The organism is Marinococcus halophilus (genome assembly GCF_002265875.1).
Classification (GTDB): Bacteria; Bacillota; Bacilli; order Bacillales; family Marinococcaceae; genus Marinococcus; species Marinococcus halophilus.
Window position 1 is genome coordinate 261007 of the sequence record NZ_NPFA01000001.1, and the last position, 17732, is coordinate 278738.

The 17732-nt window shown below is 49.0% G+C and carries 15 protein-coding genes; 2 read left to right on the forward strand and 13 right to left on the reverse strand.

The features are described 5' to 3' along the window. Positions 1-228: 228 nt before the first annotated feature. The 5 genes from CHL76_RS01315 to CHL76_RS01335 are packed head-to-tail and all read right to left on the reverse strand — an operon-like array spanning position 229 to position 4687. On the reverse strand, positions 229-1617 hold the full coding sequence (locus CHL76_RS01315) for a sugar phosphate nucleotidyltransferase (protein ID WP_094907631.1): 1389 nt from the start codon (positions 1615-1617) through the stop codon (positions 229-231). 42 nt (positions 1618-1659) lie between these two features. After that, the gene (locus CHL76_RS01320; protein ID WP_094907632.1) at positions 1660-2418 is read right to left on the reverse strand and encodes a tyrosine-protein phosphatase; all 759 of its coding nucleotides are present in this window, start codon (positions 2416-2418) and stop codon (positions 1660-1662) included. 43 nt (positions 2419-2461) lie between these two features. Next, positions 2462-3385 carry an NAD-dependent epimerase/dehydratase family protein gene (locus CHL76_RS01325; RefSeq protein WP_094907633.1) on the reverse strand — a complete coding sequence of 308 codons (924 nt, stop codon included), beginning with the start codon at positions 3383-3385 and terminating at the stop codon, positions 2462-2464. 15 nt (positions 3386-3400) lie between these two features. After that, positions 3401-3895 (reverse strand): winged helix-turn-helix domain-containing protein, encoded by a 495-nt coding sequence (locus CHL76_RS01330; protein WP_094907634.1) that lies wholly within the window; start codon positions 3893-3895, stop codon positions 3401-3403. 57 nt (positions 3896-3952) lie between these two features. After that, positions 3953-4687, reverse strand: a complete 735-nt coding sequence (locus CHL76_RS01335; protein ID WP_094907635.1) for a tyrosine-protein phosphatase — start codon at positions 4685-4687, stop codon at positions 3953-3955. A 217-nt stretch (positions 4688-4904) separates the two neighbouring features. On the opposite strand from CHL76_RS01335, the gene CHL76_RS01340 reads away from it, so the two are divergent. Together CHL76_RS01340 and CHL76_RS01345 are read left to right on the forward strand one after the other, a co-directional pair. Beyond that, positions 4905-6074, forward strand: coding sequence for a sensor histidine kinase (locus CHL76_RS01340; protein ID WP_094907636.1), 1170 nt, complete (start codon positions 4905-4907; stop codon positions 6072-6074). A 67-nt stretch (positions 6075-6141) separates the two neighbouring features. After that, entirely contained in the window at positions 6142-6813 is a 672-nt protein-coding gene (locus CHL76_RS01345; protein ID WP_094907637.1) for a response regulator, read from the forward strand. A 24-nt stretch (positions 6814-6837) separates the two neighbouring features. Here CHL76_RS01345 and CHL76_RS01350 read toward each other — a convergent pair whose 3' ends face one another. From CHL76_RS01350 to CHL76_RS01380, 8 genes are all read right to left on the reverse strand, one after another. Next, a complete protein-coding gene (locus CHL76_RS01350; protein ID WP_094907638.1) occupies positions 6838-7533 on the reverse strand; it encodes a CpsD/CapB family tyrosine-protein kinase in 696 nt (231 codons plus the stop codon). Further along, positions 7466-7681, reverse strand: coding sequence for a hypothetical protein (locus CHL76_RS16895; RefSeq protein ID WP_158219026.1), 216 nt, complete (start codon positions 7679-7681; stop codon positions 7466-7468). The genes CHL76_RS01350 and CHL76_RS16895 overlap by 68 nt, the downstream gene beginning before the upstream one ends. Then, the gene (locus CHL76_RS01355) at positions 7660-8436 is read right to left on the reverse strand and encodes a hypothetical protein (protein ID WP_094907639.1); all 777 of its coding nucleotides are present in this window, start codon (positions 8434-8436) and stop codon (positions 7660-7662) included. Before CHL76_RS01355 ends, CHL76_RS16895 begins: the two co-directional genes overlap by 22 nt. 185 nt (positions 8437-8621) lie before the next feature. Beyond that, complete coding sequence (locus tag CHL76_RS01360; RefSeq protein ID WP_094907640.1) at positions 8622-10634, reverse strand: acyltransferase family protein; 2013 nt, start codon at positions 10632-10634, stop codon at positions 8622-8624. A gap of 218 nt (positions 10635-10852) precedes the next feature. Continuing rightward, complete coding sequence (locus CHL76_RS01365; RefSeq protein ID WP_094907641.1) at positions 10853-11683, reverse strand: glycosyltransferase; 831 nt, start codon at positions 11681-11683, stop codon at positions 10853-10855. A 128-nt stretch (positions 11684-11811) separates the two neighbouring features. Next, positions 11812-13590 carry an SLC13 family permease gene (locus CHL76_RS01370; protein ID WP_094907642.1) on the reverse strand — a complete coding sequence of 593 codons (1779 nt, stop codon included), beginning with the start codon at positions 13588-13590 and terminating at the stop codon, positions 11812-11814. A gap of 111 nt (positions 13591-13701) precedes the next feature. Continuing rightward, positions 13702-14508, reverse strand: a complete 807-nt coding sequence (gene cysQ, locus CHL76_RS01375) for a 3'(2'),5'-bisphosphate nucleotidase CysQ (protein ID WP_094907643.1) — start codon at positions 14506-14508, stop codon at positions 13702-13704. Between the two features lie 204 nt (positions 14509-14712). After that, complete coding sequence (locus CHL76_RS01380) at positions 14713-17391, reverse strand: N-acetylmuramoyl-L-alanine amidase (RefSeq protein ID WP_094907644.1); 2679 nt, start codon at positions 17389-17391, stop codon at positions 14713-14715. Between the last annotated feature and the right edge of the window lie 341 nt (positions 17392-17732).

Here is a 17732-nt window from a genome sequence, read left to right on the forward strand (position 1 = left end):
TGCATCTATTCAAAACAGATGACTGAAGACTGAATGCCAATGGTTTATTCTTCCATCTGCAGCAGCGTTGTATGCGCGGCCGCCGCAGGTAAACCGGAGGCATTGAACCTCCCCTCACGCAGCGCTGTTGACGATCAACGTCTAAGGCTTTTCCAGAAGCCCTTGGCACTGCCGAGTGCCTCCGCGTGATACCGGTGCAGGAGACATGACCGAAAATTTTCAGGAAAGCTATTTAATAAACTTGGCGGCGGAGCCGTTGTGGGCGCGCAGCACATCGTCCCATGTGTCATGGATCCGGATAATGTCGTCGTTACTGATGTCCATGCCGGTCTGCACCTCCACAATTTCCAGATCACTGGTGGCCCGGAGCGCATGCTTGGTGCCGGCCGGCAGGTGGACAACGTCGCCCGCTTTGATGCGGTACATATGGTTGTCGACTGCAATTTCGCCTTCCCCGCGCACCACCGTCCATACCTCATCGCGGTTATGGTGGTAATGAAGCGTCGAGTTTTTCCCTCTTTCCAGCAGGATGCGCTTTGTGATCATCATCTGGCCGTCCGGATACTTGGCGTAGTCGAGCACCCGTGACCATCCCCACAGCCGCTCCTCGTACATTTGCGGGTAGCGGAAGTCCTTGATCAGCTCTTTAATCTGCGAGCTTGATTCTTTGCTGGCAACGATGATGCCGTCAGGACTCGAGACAATCACCATATCGCTGGCATCGATGACCGCGACCGGAATGTCGAGTTCGTTCACGAGGTGCGTGTTGACCGAGCTTTCGGAAATGACGCCTTTCCCGGTCTGGTTTGCGGCCATCTCTTCGGTGAGCGTATTCCACGTGCCAAGGTCCTTCCAGTCGCCTTCGTATTGTAAAACAGTGACCTTTTCGGCCTTTTCCACGACCCGGTAGTCAAAGCTTGTCTTCGGCACGGTATGGTACTGGCTTTTCAGCAGCTCGTATTCAAACGGCAGCCCCTCCTCTTCGAGAATGCTGAGCAGATAAGCCATCGTAAAACCAAATACGCCGCAGTTCCAGAGCGCCTGGCATTCGATGAGCTCCCGGGCCCTGTCTTCCCCGGGCTTTTCCGTGAAGGCCTCGACGGCAAAAGCATTCGTGCCCTTTCTCCGGCTTCCGGGTACAATATAGCCGTATTTGGTGGACGGATACACAGGCTTCACTCCGATAAGGGCCATATCACTCGTTCCTTCCTGAATCAACCGCTCCAAAAGTTCAAAATTTTCAAAAAAACTGGTGTCTACGAAGGCGTCGACCGGCAGCATTACAATTACTTCCTCCGGGGACGCTTTTTCTACGGAAAACAAGTAGCTGGCCGCAAGCGCGACAGCGGCAAATGTGTCCCGGCGCTCCGGCTCCATAACAAGCGGAACATTTTCGCCGAGCTGGCGTTTGATCAGGTCCTTCTGCGACTCCGAGGTGGCGATCACCGCCGAGGAAGCAAGCCCGCAGGCTTCAAGCTGTCTCCATACCCGCTGGACCATGGATTCTTTTTCCCCGTCCGGCCCGTCGAGCACCTTGAGAAATTGTTTGGATCTCGTGTCATTCGACAGCGGCCACAATCGTTTTCCCGAACCTCCGGACAACAGGACTAAGCGCATGTTCCTTCCTCCTTGTTTATTGAAATGTTGGACAGAATTACCTTACGTTCGTTTAAAAAAAGCACGTTTCTTGTGCAGGGGTTCCGGCGGGTCCACGAGTGCCGGGGATCCGACCAGCAGGCGTTTGGTGTTTTCCTGCATGTCCCGGGACTTTTTCAGCCCGAGCACTGCAGCGGTCTGCTCGTAGGCAGGCTTTAAGCGAAAAGGGATGCTGTCTGCCTGCGACGCGATAAAATGAGCCAGGTTTTTCCGCAGCAGCTTCAGGGCGAAGCGTTGTCGTTTCCGGCCGTTTCTCCCGGCCACCGCTGCAGCACTCATCTGGGCCAGGGCGCCGTGAGAGACAAAATAATACAACGGTTCTTCTGTTTCAGGGTATGCCCCCAGCCGCTCAGGATGCGTAATGATCGGGATATAGCCTTCCATCTGCATTGAATAAAACAGCGTTTTGATTAAGGCGAAGGAATCGTCGGACTGGATTTCCACGAGTACGTAGTTGGTGTCTTCAAGCGGCAGGAGCCGGCCGGAAAGCAGGTCCTCCACCATACCGGGGTAGAGCGTCATTTCATGGCCGCTTTTGACGTGAAGTGGAATGCTTTCATTCCGGAGCCGCACGTTAAAGTCCAGCACGGCTTCTTTAACGGTCAGGCCTTCGTTTTCGTACACGCCGGGCCGGAAATGCGGCGTGGCAAAAACCGTCTGGATATTATTTTCCACGGCCTCCCTGGCGATGATGATGCTTTCGTTGATTTCCTCCGGCCCGTGGTCAAGTGCAGGTAGTATATGCGTGTGTATATCGATCATCCGGCGCCTCCCAGGTTTCTATTGTTTTAAGAAGGAAGGGTCCTCACGCCCGGCCGGCACGGTTTTTTTCTTCCTCCCACCGGCACAGCGCCTGCAGCCCCTTATCAAGCGATACTTCCGGATACCAGCCGTACCGGTTGATTTTTGACGTGTCGAGCGTTTTTTTTCGTATTCCGCCGGCCCCGGCACTCGTAAAAAATACAGCGCCCTTATAGCCAGTCACCCGCTTAATCAGCATGACGAGCTCCTTGGAAGTAATTTCCCGCTCCGTGCCAATGTTGATTGGCCCTTTTTCATGGTAGTCGTTCATGACAAACACACAGCCGGACGCCAGGTCTTCCCCGTAAATAAATTCCTGAAAGGCGGGCTCCTTCTCTGGTATTTCCACCTTCGGCAGCCACTGGTCACGGGCCTCGATACATCGCCGGACTGCCTCAGCCACAATGCCGGTGGACGTTTCCATATCCTGTTCCGCGTACATTTGCGGAGCCACAGCAACGTGAAAATTCGTATTGGAAGCCCGGTTATACGCCCGGCAGAGCGCGATGCCCTCCCGCGTCACCTGCGTTTTTTCAGCATACACCTCGTCAACAATCCCCCGCTGGAGAAACGTTTCCTTCAGCGGCTGCGGAGTGTACTTGGGGTACACATGGATATCACCGAGGTACAGCAGCTTTTTCACGTTGTAGCGGGCAGCGGCTTCAAGCACGTTCGCCTGCTGGCGGCGCCTTTCCAGAAGCCCTTTACTGCTGCTGGATTCTGCATATTCATAGCCATCGGTCATGAACACATAATCAATGTTTTCCTCCGCGAAGAACATGTTAACGGCCCGGATGCTTTCTGTTCCGGAGCTCGTGCTTTCGAGTACGGCCACGTTTTCATATCCATGCTTTAGAAGATAGTGATAAATCGCGCTGCCTGCCCGTTCCTTATGATTGGTTACGTAAATCCTCGCCTGTTTATCCACGCCGGCGCCCTCCTTTTATGATACTTTTTCTTTCTCTCTGCCCACGCTGATCAGCACCTGCTCAATATGGTTTAACATGGACGTCGTCGCAAACGTGACGGTCGTTCCTTCCCCGAGATAAAACTGCTTCCCCCAGTGCGGCGAGTTCTCTTCCACTTCAATGACGTATTCCACCGGGGAGCTCCGCTTCGGGTCAGGAGTAATATAGATCGTTTTCCAGTGAATTCTTTTCAGCTGCTCATGCAGCTCATCCCAGTATAAGTACTGCTTGATCAGCGATTCCATCTGGCCGTGCAGATAGTAATCTTTATTTACTTTGTAGTAGCGGCGGTTCTTGACCCAGCGGTCGGTAATTAAATTCATGTCGTACAGTCTCCGCAGTTCGAGGCGGATCGCGTTCGTCGATTCCTTGCATTCGCGTACGAGCTCGCGCAGATACGTTTCCTCCTCGGTTAAATAAAACTTCATTACGAGACGCAGTCTTGTTTTGGATGTGACCAGTTGATGCAAGATCATCTCCCCCTCCATTCCTTTCAGCTGTACAAAATTGGTGCTGCGCCGGCCTGTCTATAATATAAGTGCCGGCGGTGTGACCCTTACCCCGTTCAGCAGCAGATGCGCGTTTTTCTGCATTCGTTGCCATTCATCCAGCCGCTGCATTTTTGCGAACTGCCGGTACACCTGGTCGAGGCAGAACGGCTGGTCGTACGCACTGCAGGCGTTGGAGGCGATAAAATGCACGAGCTTCTTTTTTAAAAAATATTTTGCCCAGCGCCTGTCGCTTCTCCCGTCCCGGCCAAGCAGCGCCCCGGCGCTGATCTGCACGGCTGCTCCTTCGTTTACGAGCGTCTCGATACCGCCGCGCCTCTGGTGGAACATCTGCAGCCGCTCCGGCGATGAAAGAATGGGAATAAACCCCGAACTGTACAGTTTTTTAAGCATCTGCCGGACGTATAAAAAACTGTGGGTCTCATTCATATGAACGAGTACATAATTGGTATGCTCGAGCGGCAGAATTCGCTTTTTCTCCAGATCTCTTTCCATTCCGTCGTACAGAGTGACCTCCTGGCCGGATCGGACACGGACCGGGATGCGGGCTTTCAGCAGCTGAAAATTCAGGAATTTTACTGCTTCCGTGACGAAAACAGCGCCGAAATCATATGACGGATACCGGTATCTCGGCGTTGCATAAATAATGCTCACCCCGGCCTCTGCTGCCTGCCTGGCCATATCCAGGCTTTCTTTTAACGTATTTGGCCCATGGTCAAATCCGGGAAGGATATGGGCATGCATTTCAATCATGTACTCACCTCTTTCATTTGAAGTAAGAAATATGGCCTACGTTAGATTTTTTAGAATATTTTGCCTGTTGCCGTTTCTTTTATATTAATAGTCCAGTATAATTATTAATAGTAATTACCTAGTCATTAATAATCACACAAATGTTAATAGTCATATGACTTTTTCTGGGACGAAGGAACTTTACGAAGGATGACGGAGCGGAAGGGAGCGGGATTGCATGAACCGCCGCCAGCGAATCTTCATGTATACGATCCAATTCATCGCCATCATCGCAGCCGGACTATTCGTGTACATGGAGTCGCCGGACGAGCGTTGGCTTGCCGCAGCCCTGTGCTGGTTGTTTGGTATGATCCAGGTTATCCGGCTTGTGCTTCTCGCCGTGCCGCTCGCCCGTTTTTCCTCCGTGGCGGTGATCGGCCTCCAGTTTTTGACCGCCTGTGTGGTGCAGGTAATCGCTGGGGGCTTTGTACCCCAGACGCTTTTTTTCGTCCTGATCGCCGAGCTTGGCTACCGGGCGCCGCGCCGGTTCAGCTTCCCGTTTATGCTTTTGTCCTACGCGGCCTTTGTGGGTGCCACGGCTTACCATGAGGGCTTTCCAGGGCTTGCCGGTATCAGCTTTGTCCTGCCCCGCTTTATTGAATACATTCTATTCTGGGGCTTCAGCTACCTGGCCCAGCGCTCCACCCAGCAGCGAAACGAGCTGCAGCGGGCCTATGACCGCCTGCGCCTGTACCACCGGGAAATAGAGGATAAATCCATCATGCAGGAGCGGCTCAAGCTCTCCAGGGATATTCATGACAGCGCGGGGCATTACTTAACCACCTCCATGATGGCGCTGGAAACGGCTAAGCGGCTGCTTGAAAAGGGCGAAGTCGAAAAAGCCCGTACCCAGCTGCAGACGTCCAAGCATCAGGTGCAGGAGACGATGAAGGAAATACGGAAAACGGCACATTCCATGGCACACACCGACGGGTTTATTGACCTGGCAGCAGCGCTTGAAGGGCTTCTCGTCTCAACCCGTGACACCTCAGATGTACGGATCGAATGGCACTTTGACAAGCCGCTTCCCGTACTTCGGGCAGAGCAGGAAATGCTTTTGTACCGGATGCTTCAGGAGGGGCTCACTAACGGTCTCCGTCACGGGGGATGCACGTATTTTTCCTACACCTTGTCCACCCAGGTGCCCGGCCAGCTTGTCGCCCGCCTCGAGGACAACGGGCGTACCGTTACGAAAAACATCAGCTTCGGCTTTGGCCTCCGCGGGCTTTCCGCCCGGGCGGAAGAGCTCGGCGGCCTGCTTCGCTTTGAAGCTCTTCCGGGAGGAAAAAACGGCATGGCGCTCGAGCTCCGCCTGCCGGTCAGGGACCCCAGCCCATACGCCCCTTAAAGAGAGAGGTGATTTTTTAAACACTCAGCACCGGCAACAGGAAAAGCTTGAAAAGGAGGATTCATAGATGGAAACCGTTCGGATAGGGATTGTGGATGATCATGCCATTGTCCGGGACGGACTGGCCATGATTATGGAACTGGAAGAGGACCTGGAAGTGGCGGGGATTGCGAGAAACGGCGCCGAGGCAGAAATAATGCTCACCAACGAGCAGCCGGACGTGGTCATGCTTGATGTATATCTTGAAGGCAATAACGGCATCGAATGGCTGCCCGATTTTCAGCTGACATCCCCCAAAACAAAGTTCATCATGCTGAGCTCTTATGTGGACGCGGAAAATGTCATTCAGGCACTGACTAACGGCGCGAAGGGATTTCTTTTGAAGGATTGGGAAAGTGAGGAGCTCGTGCGATGTGTGCGCCAGGTCGCCCGCGGGCAGATGGTGCTTCCGACCTCCGTGTCGGAAACGCTGAGCGACCAGCTCGCTGCGAGGGACCGCAAGGACGGAGCGCCGCATTTTCAGGAAACGGAAGACACGGCTACGCTGTCTCTGCAGGACCGCCGGATCGTGGATCTGCTTCTTGCCGGCTACTCCAATCAGGAAATCGCGGACACACTGTTTTTAACGCTCGGCACGGTGAAAAACTACCTGACTGCCATCTACCGGAAAATCGGCGTCCGCAACCGCCGCGAAGCGATGGCCTACTTCCAGCAGCGACATAAAGAAACCGGCTCCTGAAGGCCAGGAGCCGGTTCGTTTTATTTATCCACCGTAATAGTAGTAGTAGCTTTGATCCATACCTTTTTTCTGGTTCAGGATGCAGCCGAGGATTGGCACACCGCTTACTTCCAGCAGGTCTTTGGCCTTCCGGGCAGCATCGTTTTCAGTTTCTCCAGCCTTTACGACGAGAATGCTTCCATCGCAATGGCGGGAAATGACCTGGACGTCCGTCACGGCAAGCACCGGCGGCGCATCAAACAAAATCACGTCATACTGCTCGCGGGCAAGCTCCACCAGATGTGCCATCGAACGGCTTCCGAGTATCTCGGACGGATTCGGCGGAATCGGGCCGCTCGGCAGAATATCGAGATTCGGCACTTCGGTTTCCTGCACGTATGCTGCATATTCACCGTGATTTGTGAGGGCGTTAATCAGCCCATGGGTATTCATGCGGCGAAACGTGTAGTGCACGGTCGGCTTACGCAGGTCAGCGTCTACGAGAAGCACCTTTTTTTCCTGCTGGGCCATCGTTACTGCCAGATTCGCCACCGTGGTGGACTTCCCTTCCCCGGGACCTGCTGATGTAACCACCATCGTCTGCATCTCTTTATCCACTGATGAATATTGAATATTAGTACGAATCGTACGATACTGCTCGGAAACCGGGGATTTACTGTTCAGCCAGGTAATGAGCTTCCTCTGATTCGTGTTCATCTCTTGCTTCTTTTTTCGTGCCAAACGCGCACACTCCTTTTGATTTCTTTCCTGCTACTCCTTGTATCGGCTGGGTGCTTAGTGGATTATAGGCGTAGTATAGCATATCCGCCCAGATCCCGGTTCGTTTTTTCAGGATAAAGGACCTTTTTATGACCCGTTTTCTGTCCACTGCTGCCAGATGCCGTCTGTCCAGGCCGTGTGTCCCTGCTCGGTCGGTACCGGTGTATCTTCACCGACATAATCGATTAATGCTTCGTCGTCCACTGCCGGCCAGGCGCTCCAGTGATTCAAATAAGTGACGCCGGCCTCGTCTGCGTAGCCTTCGACGGCATCAAGCTGTTCTAAGTAATACTGCGCTTCGTACCACGGCTGCGGGGCGCTGATATAATAAGCGCTATCGTTTTCCTGCACCGCTTCTGTTACTTCCCGGATAGCATAAATTGTGTCATCGCTGCTAACCGTTCCGTTATCGCTGACCGCAAACGGCACGAAGATAAACAGATCTGCCTCAGCCCCGGCCATTTCCTCCACGCCGCCGTTATTTAGCACCTCAAGCGACGTGCTGTCTTCATATGTAATCGTTTCTACTTCTGTACTGACTCCGTTCCAGTTCTCCTCGATCCGATCAGCCAGCTGCTGCGGAAAGCTGTTGTCACCTTCCGACGTTATCGCACCGGGCCCGGCCACGACAAGCCGCAACGGACCGCCGGACTGCTCAGCTTCTTCCAGTTGGCTCTGCAGGCCGCCGTTCAACCCTTCGGCATTAATCCCGCTTCCGGACCCGCCTTCCGAAGAGGCATTGCCGCCGCTGCTTTCATCAGCTCCACCAGTGTTATCGATGCGGTCCTGGTAATACAGCCATCCTGCGATCAGCACCACAGCCGTAATCAGGACGAGGATAAATAACCCAATTGATCGCTTCATGAGATCTCCCCTCGTTCATTATTCCATTCTTAAGTATTACGAAAATCTTCCAGGTTGTAAAGAAGGAATCCAAAAAATTCAATTTATTTCTACTGCTTTTTAATCAGAAAATCTTTAATATTGTTTAATCATGAAAAAACAGACTTTGTATTAAAGTTTTTTCTTCTATTCTATCTTTGAATATCTCACGATTCTAAAATCGGCATTAATTTTTTGCGCACAAAAGGTCCAAGTGTCCGAGAATAAGTAGCTGTTAGATGATGAGCGTCACGGTAAATGAGAACATTTCCTTCTACTGGAGCACATTGACCGTCATCACAAATATAATCGTTAAAATCTGTGAATGTGACATTTTCAGGCATCTCTTTTTCCATGTCTTCCCACGGGGCCTGTTCTCCCAGTAATTCTTCCTTGGTGCCTCCACATTCGTCTAGGTTGTTTTTATTTTCCTCAACACAAGACGGAATATCTTTGCTGAACCACGGATTGTCCCGAAGAGCCACAACCTCCACTTCTGCTTCCTCCAGCCTCTCCCACTGAGCTACGAAACCTTTAGGGATATCTTTACTTTGCTCAATATCGCTTGTGTTTGCCGTTGTAAATACTACATCCGGTTTTTCCTCAACCAACTCTTCGACTAAATTCTGATTCCAGGTTTCACAGGAATCGTACTCTCCCCCGTCTGCGTTAAAACGACAAGAGCTTTTTGTGTAACTCTCAATTTTGATACTTTCATTTTCAGCAACCTGTTCGAGTGCCGGAAGCCAATGTGCAGAATGAGAGCCACCCACCAGTGCCACCGTGTATTTTGACTCATCCGTCTGCCCATAATCACATTGAATTACTTCTGCATTCTGTTGTGATTGATGACAGTCATCATCATATACTTTGGGAAGATCCTCTCTGGCTTGTACTGGGTTCGGCAGCACTTCAAGATCCTGATTATACTCCATGTTTTCATTTTCAGGTGCCAAAGCTAAAGCTCCCGGGTAATTTTCATCTTCCACGGCATTTGCGAGCTCCTCGTTCGATTGGTCTACATCGTAAGCCCACCATGACGCAACAATAAGTGTTGGAAGCATACAAATTACTACTGTACCCCAGGAAAGCCAGTGTTTTGCAGGCAGTTTCATTGTACGGATGGGCTTTTCGATAAGTACAGTACTTACATATGAAATTAAAGCCGCACCTACCATCAACAGCAGGCCATCAAAAAATGGTACTTGTTTTGTATCAGTAAGAATATAATAAAATATTAACAGTGGCCAGTGCCATAAATAAAAAGCATAGGAAATGCTCCCGAATTTGGTTAACGGCCCCCAACTCAGCAACCGATGGACTCCTAACGCCCCTCCTTGATTACCAGTAGCTACTATAAGAATACCTCCAACAACCGGCCAGAGTGCCGCATAACCCGGAAATTCTGTTGATACTTCAAGGGCTGCTCCTGTTACAATAATAGCGAATAGACCCGCCCAACCCAAAAACGCACTCAGTAATTTATTTAATATTATTTTTGATATCATTATAGCTAAAAGACCGCCGAGACTGAATTCCCATACGCGCGCTAATGTATCAAAATAGGCCCACGGCTGGTCTACCGCTGTACGATAAATGGAATACGAAAAGGAAACAGCAAATAATCCTGTTAATACTCCAGTCAATGCTACACGTGTTGAAATTTTGAAAATATATTTTGCTGCTAAGTAGGCTATAAACAGAACCAGTGGCCATAGCAAATAAAATTGTCCTTGTATCGACATTGCCCAAAAGTGTTGAAACGGACTGGCTTCATTGTTTTGTGCTAAGTAATCAACTGAATTAATAGCAAGCTGCCAATTTTGATAATAAAATGCTGAAGCAAATACCTCCTGGATTGTTTGGCTCCAACGAACTTGAGGGAGCCATAGGATCGATGCCAAAGATGTCACCAGCAAAACAAGAAATGCCATAGGAAACAGTCGTTTCATTAAACGTAAAATAAACGAAAAAAAATCAATCGAACCATTTTTTTCTAAGCGATTGACTAGGGAAGTAGTAATTAAAAAACCCGAAACGACAAAAAATACATCCACTCCGCCAGAAACCTGTCCTACCCATATATGATATATTGCTACCAAAAGGGCTGCTACTGCACGCAACCCTTCAATCTCTGGACGGAACCTTCTTTGAGTGAGATTATTTTGCTCACTTTCCATGTAATTCACCTTACTTTTCCCGATAGTAATATATAATTATTATAAGTTGATTCCGCTTGTATGTAGTCGAAAAATCGATCCGGCCTTCAGCAGTTTGGTAACATTAATGTGCATGCTAGTTAAAACCAGCATTTCAGGCACAATCTTTGGTTGTCGGGAGGATTCTTTCAGCTCGAAGCATACCGGTATTTTTTTAAAGAGGCCTGCACTTGTTTCATTTAAAATTTAGAATACCTCGGATCGATATGTTCTTTCAGCTTCATCATTGTCGGTTTTAAAAAAGAAGGCATCCCAAGCATCACTGCAGACACGGTTAAAGAAACCAGTTTTGTTCGCCCTGTGCTTCCAATAAGCTTCGTGCCTCTCCATCTTGTTTTAGCATCAAGCCACCGGTGTCGTATATTTCTTTTTTTTACATGATGCGCTTCCATACGGTAGTACAGCAGCGTTTCCGGAATATTGTGAAAGCCGCTGCCGTTACCCATAAGCCGGAACCATAAATCATAGTCCTGGGCCACAGGATACGTTTCATTATAGCCGCCTACTGTCTCTAAAGCGCTGCGCCTGATCATCGCCGAAGGATGAATAACCGGGCTTGCCAGCGGAAGCGTCTTTTTAACATCTTTATGATAAACAGGCACCTTCCGTATATCTATTGGTTCGCTGTCTTTATTAATATTCATGGCATACGACCCTACTACATCAAGGCCCTTGTGCTTCTCGAGAAGCTGCACCTGTTTTTCCAGACGTTCTTCATGCATCACATCGTCTGCATCCATTCGCGCCACATATTTTGTTTCTGCCATTTTCCACAGCTCGTTCAGTGTAGGAGTCAGCCCCCGGTTTTGTTTATGTATGTCAATTAACTGAAATCGTTCATCGTTTTTGATGAATTCTTTTACTTTCTCCGCAGTACTATCGGTCGAAGCATCATCAATCATATAAACTGTAAAATCCGAATAACTCTGAGCAGCGATACTTTGCAGGCATTCATCAATGTACCCTTCGGCATTATGAGTAGACATGATAATCGTTACTAAAGGATTCATCTTTTATGCTCCTAACTATATGTTTTCATTTATATATGCCTGTCGATCCATAATACAGCCTTTTTCAGTGTATCATAACCGCCTGGCGGTTTGGAGAGCCTATTCCAAACCGCTTTCATATACAGCAGTTAAAAATAAAGATACGAAACGACTCCGACCGTTACAAGCATTGAAATGACCGTAAGCGGCATGCCGACTTTCAAATAATCGGAAAACTTATAGCCTCCCGGTCCGTAGACAATTAAATTTGTCTGGTAGCCGATAGGAGTAATAAAGCTTGCTGAAGCCGCAATGGCAATGGTTACCGCAAAGGCCATCGGTTCCACATTTAAGCTGTCCGCGATACTTAAACCGATAGGGATCATCAGCACCGCGGCCGCACTGTTAGTAATCAGCTCGGTGAATATATTGGTTAACGCGTAAATAAGAAACAGTACAGCAACCATTCCAAGAGGCTCTCCAAAGGAAAGCAGTCCCCCGGCCATCCAGGCAGCAAGCCCTGTTTCCGTCATTGCGTTCCCCACACCAAACGCACTCGCAATAAGCAGCAGCACCTGAAACTGGACATTCCGCTTCGCTTCTTCAGGCGTAATAATTCGCCCTATAAAAAAAATAAGTACTGCCAGCGCCATTGCCTGAAACATACTGAGCCATCCGATGGTTACTACTGCAATCATTACCATCAGTACAGCCAGAGAGAACCATCCTTTCGCAGGCGGTTCCTTGATCGTATCAGGAGTATTCAGTGCAGAAACGACATAAAAATCTGTAGAACTGCGATACTTCTGTAAAAAATCTGAACCCGCCAGCAGTAGAAGAGAATCCCCGGGCCGAAGACGAATATCGCCTATTTTACTCTGGATTCGTTCATTGTTTCTATGCACCGCCACCACCCCGGCATCATAAGTTGAGCGGAACTGAGCCTGTTTAATGGACTTAGACTGCAGGGAGGACTGGTGAGAAACTACTGCTTCCACTAGTTGGTTCGTATTGTCCCGGAGGTCATCAAGTGTCAGTTCTGTCCCAGTCTTTAACGTCAGACCCGGGGATCGCTGCAGGTCAGCCATTTTTTCCAGTACGCCGGTAAATATTAAACGGTCCCCTGCCTGTACAATAGTATTTGAGCTTACAGGAGAGATACGTTCATCCTTGCGGATAATTTCAATCAAAAACATGCCCTGCAAATCACGCAGCCCCGCCTCCTGTACTGTTTTCCGTACATAAGGAAAGGCAGGCTCCACCTTCATTTCACATAAGTATTCCTTCGCTTCTTCTTCCATTTGCTTTTTTCCGTTTTCGTATGCAGGAAGCAGCCGGTAGCCAATTGTGAACAAGTACAACAGCCCTACTGCTGTTAAGGGCAGACCTACCGCTGCAAGCTGGAACATGCTGAACCCTGATTCACCGTAATCGAGCAGCATCCCGTGGACCACCAGGTTGGTAGACGTTCCGATAAGCGTAATCGTGCCTCCCATAATCGTAGCGTAAGACAGAGGGATTAAAAATTTGGAGGGCGCATATCCCCGTTCCTCGCACCATTTTTTGATAACTGGAGTGAACGCCACCACAATTGGTGTGTTGTTTAAAAAAGCCGACATTCCTGCAATGGGAATAAAGGTCCTCACCATAGAGGAAACAGGACCGTGGCTTTTCTGCAGCCATCTGGTCATGAACCTCTCGACAATTCCACTTTTCTGCACAGCCCCGGCGACAATAAATAATAAAGCGATTGTCAGCATACCTTCGTTTGAAAACCCACTTAATGCCTGTTCTGTCGAGAGTATGCCTGTCAGCATCAGTACGACCAGCACAGAAAAAACGACCATGTCCGGCCGGGCCAGTTCAAAAAAAAGAGCCAAAAGCATCCCAACAATTAATATCATGACAAAAACCATCTCGATGGTCATTTATGTATCCCCTCAATTTCCAAGTAACCTTATCTGATTAATTATACAACAAAAGAGACTCTTTACACGAGTCTCCTTTGGTTAGTTTGTATTTTAAAAATAAAGTTATGATTAAAACGATTTTACAATAAACCAGCCGTTGGTCTGATCTTTTCTATTATAATAGAATCTTTCATTGTCTTCATACCTGGCCACCGTACCTCCGGCCGCTTCGACAAGTGCCTGGCCGGCGCCTGTATCCCATTCCATCGTTGGAGCGTAGCGGGGGTAAAAGTGTGCTTTTCCTTCTGCCACCAGACAGAATTTCAGCGAGCTTCCGGCGGATACTACATCGACTTCATTATAAGTTTCTTTTAATTCATTAATAAATGCTTCGGTCTCCACTGACATATGTGAACGACTGGCGACAACATTCACTTCCGCTTCAGGCCCGGAAACCGACAGCCTTTCGCCATGCTGTTGGAGCAGCTCTTCGCTGAGCGGCAGCCTGGAGCTGACATCGGTGACCTTGTACGCCCCGAAGGATTTTCCGCCAATATAAAGCACATCACGCGCTGGCACGTAAATAACGCCCATAACTGGATACTGATCTTCAATTTTTGCGATATTCACCGTGAATTCATCGTTTTTCTTCACAAACTCTTTCGTTCCGTCGAGCGGATCCACGAGCCAAAACGACTTCCAGTCTCTACGCTGTTCATATTCCACCGTATTTCCCTCTTCACTGATGACCGGCGTTTCCGGGTCTGCTTCGTGGAGTCCTTTGGCGATTACATTATGGGCGCGCTTGTCCGCTTCTGTCAGCGGGGAATCGTCCTCTTTATGCTCGACTGTGAAATCCCGCTTGTACACTTCCATGATTTCCTGGCCTGCTTCCACTGCAATTGAAATGAGTGCGCTGGTAATAACCGCCTGCATATGCATGCTCCCTTTTTAATTATGTGTTTATGCTGTTCATTTCAGTTATAATTCGTTGTTAAATTTAATTACTTTGTTTCACTTGCTCTATTGTACACTTCTTCTAATTAAGTGAAAAGGTGCTTTCCTCTTATGATAGTGCGGATAGAAATTTTTTACTTATTATCAAGAAAAAAAGCCGCCCCCATGGGCAGCTCTTTGCTATTAATTTTTACTGAAGTAAGAATTTGTTCCCTGATAGATTCCTTCCGCGAGCTTTTCTCTGTAGGAGCTCTGCTTTAGGTAGGAAGCTTCTGTGGAATTATCGATGAAACCAAGTTCCACCAACACGGATGGTACTTTTGTTTCCCGGATCACGTGGAAATTACCTTGTTTCACACCACGATCACGACCAGAGGTTGCCCGGATCATTCCAGCCTGAATTTCTTCAGCGAGTTCTTTACTTTCAGCACGTTCGTACTTGCTGTACCAGTAAGTCTCGATACCATTACCGCCGCCTGCGTTTGTGTGAACGCTGATAAAGGCGTCTGCATTGGCTCTGTTTCCGATAGAAGAGCGTTGGGAAAGCGTCAAGTACTTATCGGATTCGCGTGTCATCACTACATTGGCACCAGCTGCACGCAATTTACTTGCAAGGTATTTTGTTGTTTCGAGATTAATATCTTTTTCTCTTAATCCATTCGCAACCGCTCCTGGATCACTGCCTCCGTGCCCGGCGTCCAAAACAATTGTTTTGCCGGATACGGCGGATTCAGATGGATACGTTTCTTCTACGTTTAATGCTGCACGCAGAGCTTTCATCGTATTCGGTCCGGCTACCCCGTCGACTGCAAGATTTTTAGAACGTTGAAAATCTTTTACAGCCTTATCCGTGGCAGAATCGAATTGATTGGAGGGATTGCTTACACTCATGAAACCAAGTGCTTCAAGGTCAAGCTTCAGCTGAATTACACCGTCGTAAGTGGTGCCTATCTTCATAATCGAAATCGATCCGTAGTTTCCTGGATCGCCTACGTCGCTTTCTTCATTGTCGCTCCCTTTGGTACTGAGAACTTCGCTGATTTTCGAGAGTGTCTTCGGACCAGCTACACCATCTACGTATAAACCATGGTCACGCTGGAATTCTTTAACCGCCGCTTCTGTCTGAGGGCCAAAGCGCTCGTTTGGGTTCGCTATATCCAAATAGCCGAGTGTATAAAGATCTTCTTTCATCGCTTTTGCCGCCGGGCTCGTTACTCCATCTTTCAGAAGTGAATCAGAGCCACTTTCAGGTTGACTGTCATTGCTGTCGTCTTCTGCCGGCGGGGTCTTCAGTACTTCCCGAAGCTTAGACAGAGTATTTGGACCCGCCACACCGTCGACAGTCAAGCTGTGATCACGCTGGAAATCCTTCACCGCTGCTTCTGTCTGAGGACCGAAGCGTTCATTCGGTTCGGAAATGTCCAGATAGCCCAGTGTATAAAGGTCGGTTTTCAGTAATTGGGCTGCTTTGCTGCTCACTCCGTTTTTCAGAAGCGTGCTGTCGCTGTCCTTACTTGCGTCACCGTTACTGTCATCCTTCGATGCATCCTTTAAAACTTCGCTGATTTTCGCCAGCGTGTTTGGTCCGGCGACGCCGTCCACCACGAGGCCCTGGTCGCGCTGAAAGGCTTTAACAGCGGCTTCCGTCTGCGGACCGAAGCGCTCATTTGGCTCAGCAATGTCGAGATATCCGAGCGTATACAGGTCTGCTTTCATCGCCTGCGCCGCCGGGCTTGTTACGCCGTCCTTGAGGAGCGTGCTGCTGTCGCTGTCTGCGCTGTCGTCTTCACTCTTGCTGTCACCCGACGAAGCTTTTAGCACTTTGGCGATTTCAGCAAGCGTGTTTGGACCGGCGACGCCGTCCACCACGAGGCCTTGGTCGCGCTGGAAGGCTTTGACCGCGGCTTCCGTCTGCGGGCCGAAGCGTTCATTCGGGTCAGCAATGTCGAGATATCCGAGTGTATACAGGTCTGCTTTCATGGCCTGTGCTGCCGGGCTCGTGACGCCGTTCTTGAGGACACCGCTGTCACTGTCTGCACTGCTGGCGTCGTCTGCCGGCGGGTTCTTCATAACGTCACGGAGTTTCGCGAGTGTTTTTGGTCCCGCTACACCGTCGACATACAGGTTATGCTCACGCTGGAAGGCTTTAACAGCAGCTTCCGTCTGCGGGCCGAAGTGTTCATTCGGCTCGGCAATGTCGAGGTATCCGAGCGTGTACAGATCCTGCTTCACCGCTTTCGCTTCAGGGCTGCGCACGCCGTCCTTGAGGACACTGCTGTCACTGTCTGCACTGTCATTTTTGTCGTCGTTCGACGAAGCTTTCAGCACTTTGGCGATTTCAGCCAGCGTGTTCGGACCGGCCACGCCGTCCACCACAAGACCCTGGTCGCGCTGAAAGGCTTTGACCGCGGCTTCCGTCTGCGGGCCGAAGCGTTCATTCGGCTCAGCAATGTCGAGGTACCCGAGTGTATACAGGTCCTTTTTCATTGCCTTCGCCGCCGGGCTGGTGACGCCGTCTTTCAGCACGCTACTGTCTGTATTGCTGCCTCCAGAAGATTTGCTATGTATGATTTCGTTTATCTTGGAGAATGTATTTGGTCCAGCAACTCCGTCCACAGTCAGCGAATGGTCTTTTTGGAAATTTTCCACCGCTCGTTCTGTTTGCCTACCGAAGTATTTAGTCGGGTTCGCTATATCCAAATAACCAAGTTCATACAGATCCTCTTTCAGTTCCTGTGCCTGCGAACTGTTGTCTCCGTATTTAACGATATTGGAAGCTGCATTGGCTGGAGTTGACGTAGACAATACAAACGAAATAGCGAGCAAAACGCCAGCTAAGACACATATGAAGTTTTTAGACATCTTGATTACTTCCTCACTCCTCTTTTTATAAATTGATTTTGTGCATGTATTTATTCTAATTAGGACTTAAGAATCAATCAATAGGTAATTATTATGCAAAAAAATTTATCGTGATTATATACCCCCCTCATAAAAAACCCAATATAGTCTGTTTTTATCGTTATTTTTTAATTTTATTCTTATACACTAAATTTCATTTTCATCTTGTTATAATTAGTCCTAAAGAATTATTTTTTCTTATCGTATTTACATTTTAAATTATGTAAATCTTTTGAACTATGCTTTTGTATGTAATTTTTTTTAGTTAGGACGATAATATATACGTACAACTTAATTAGGAG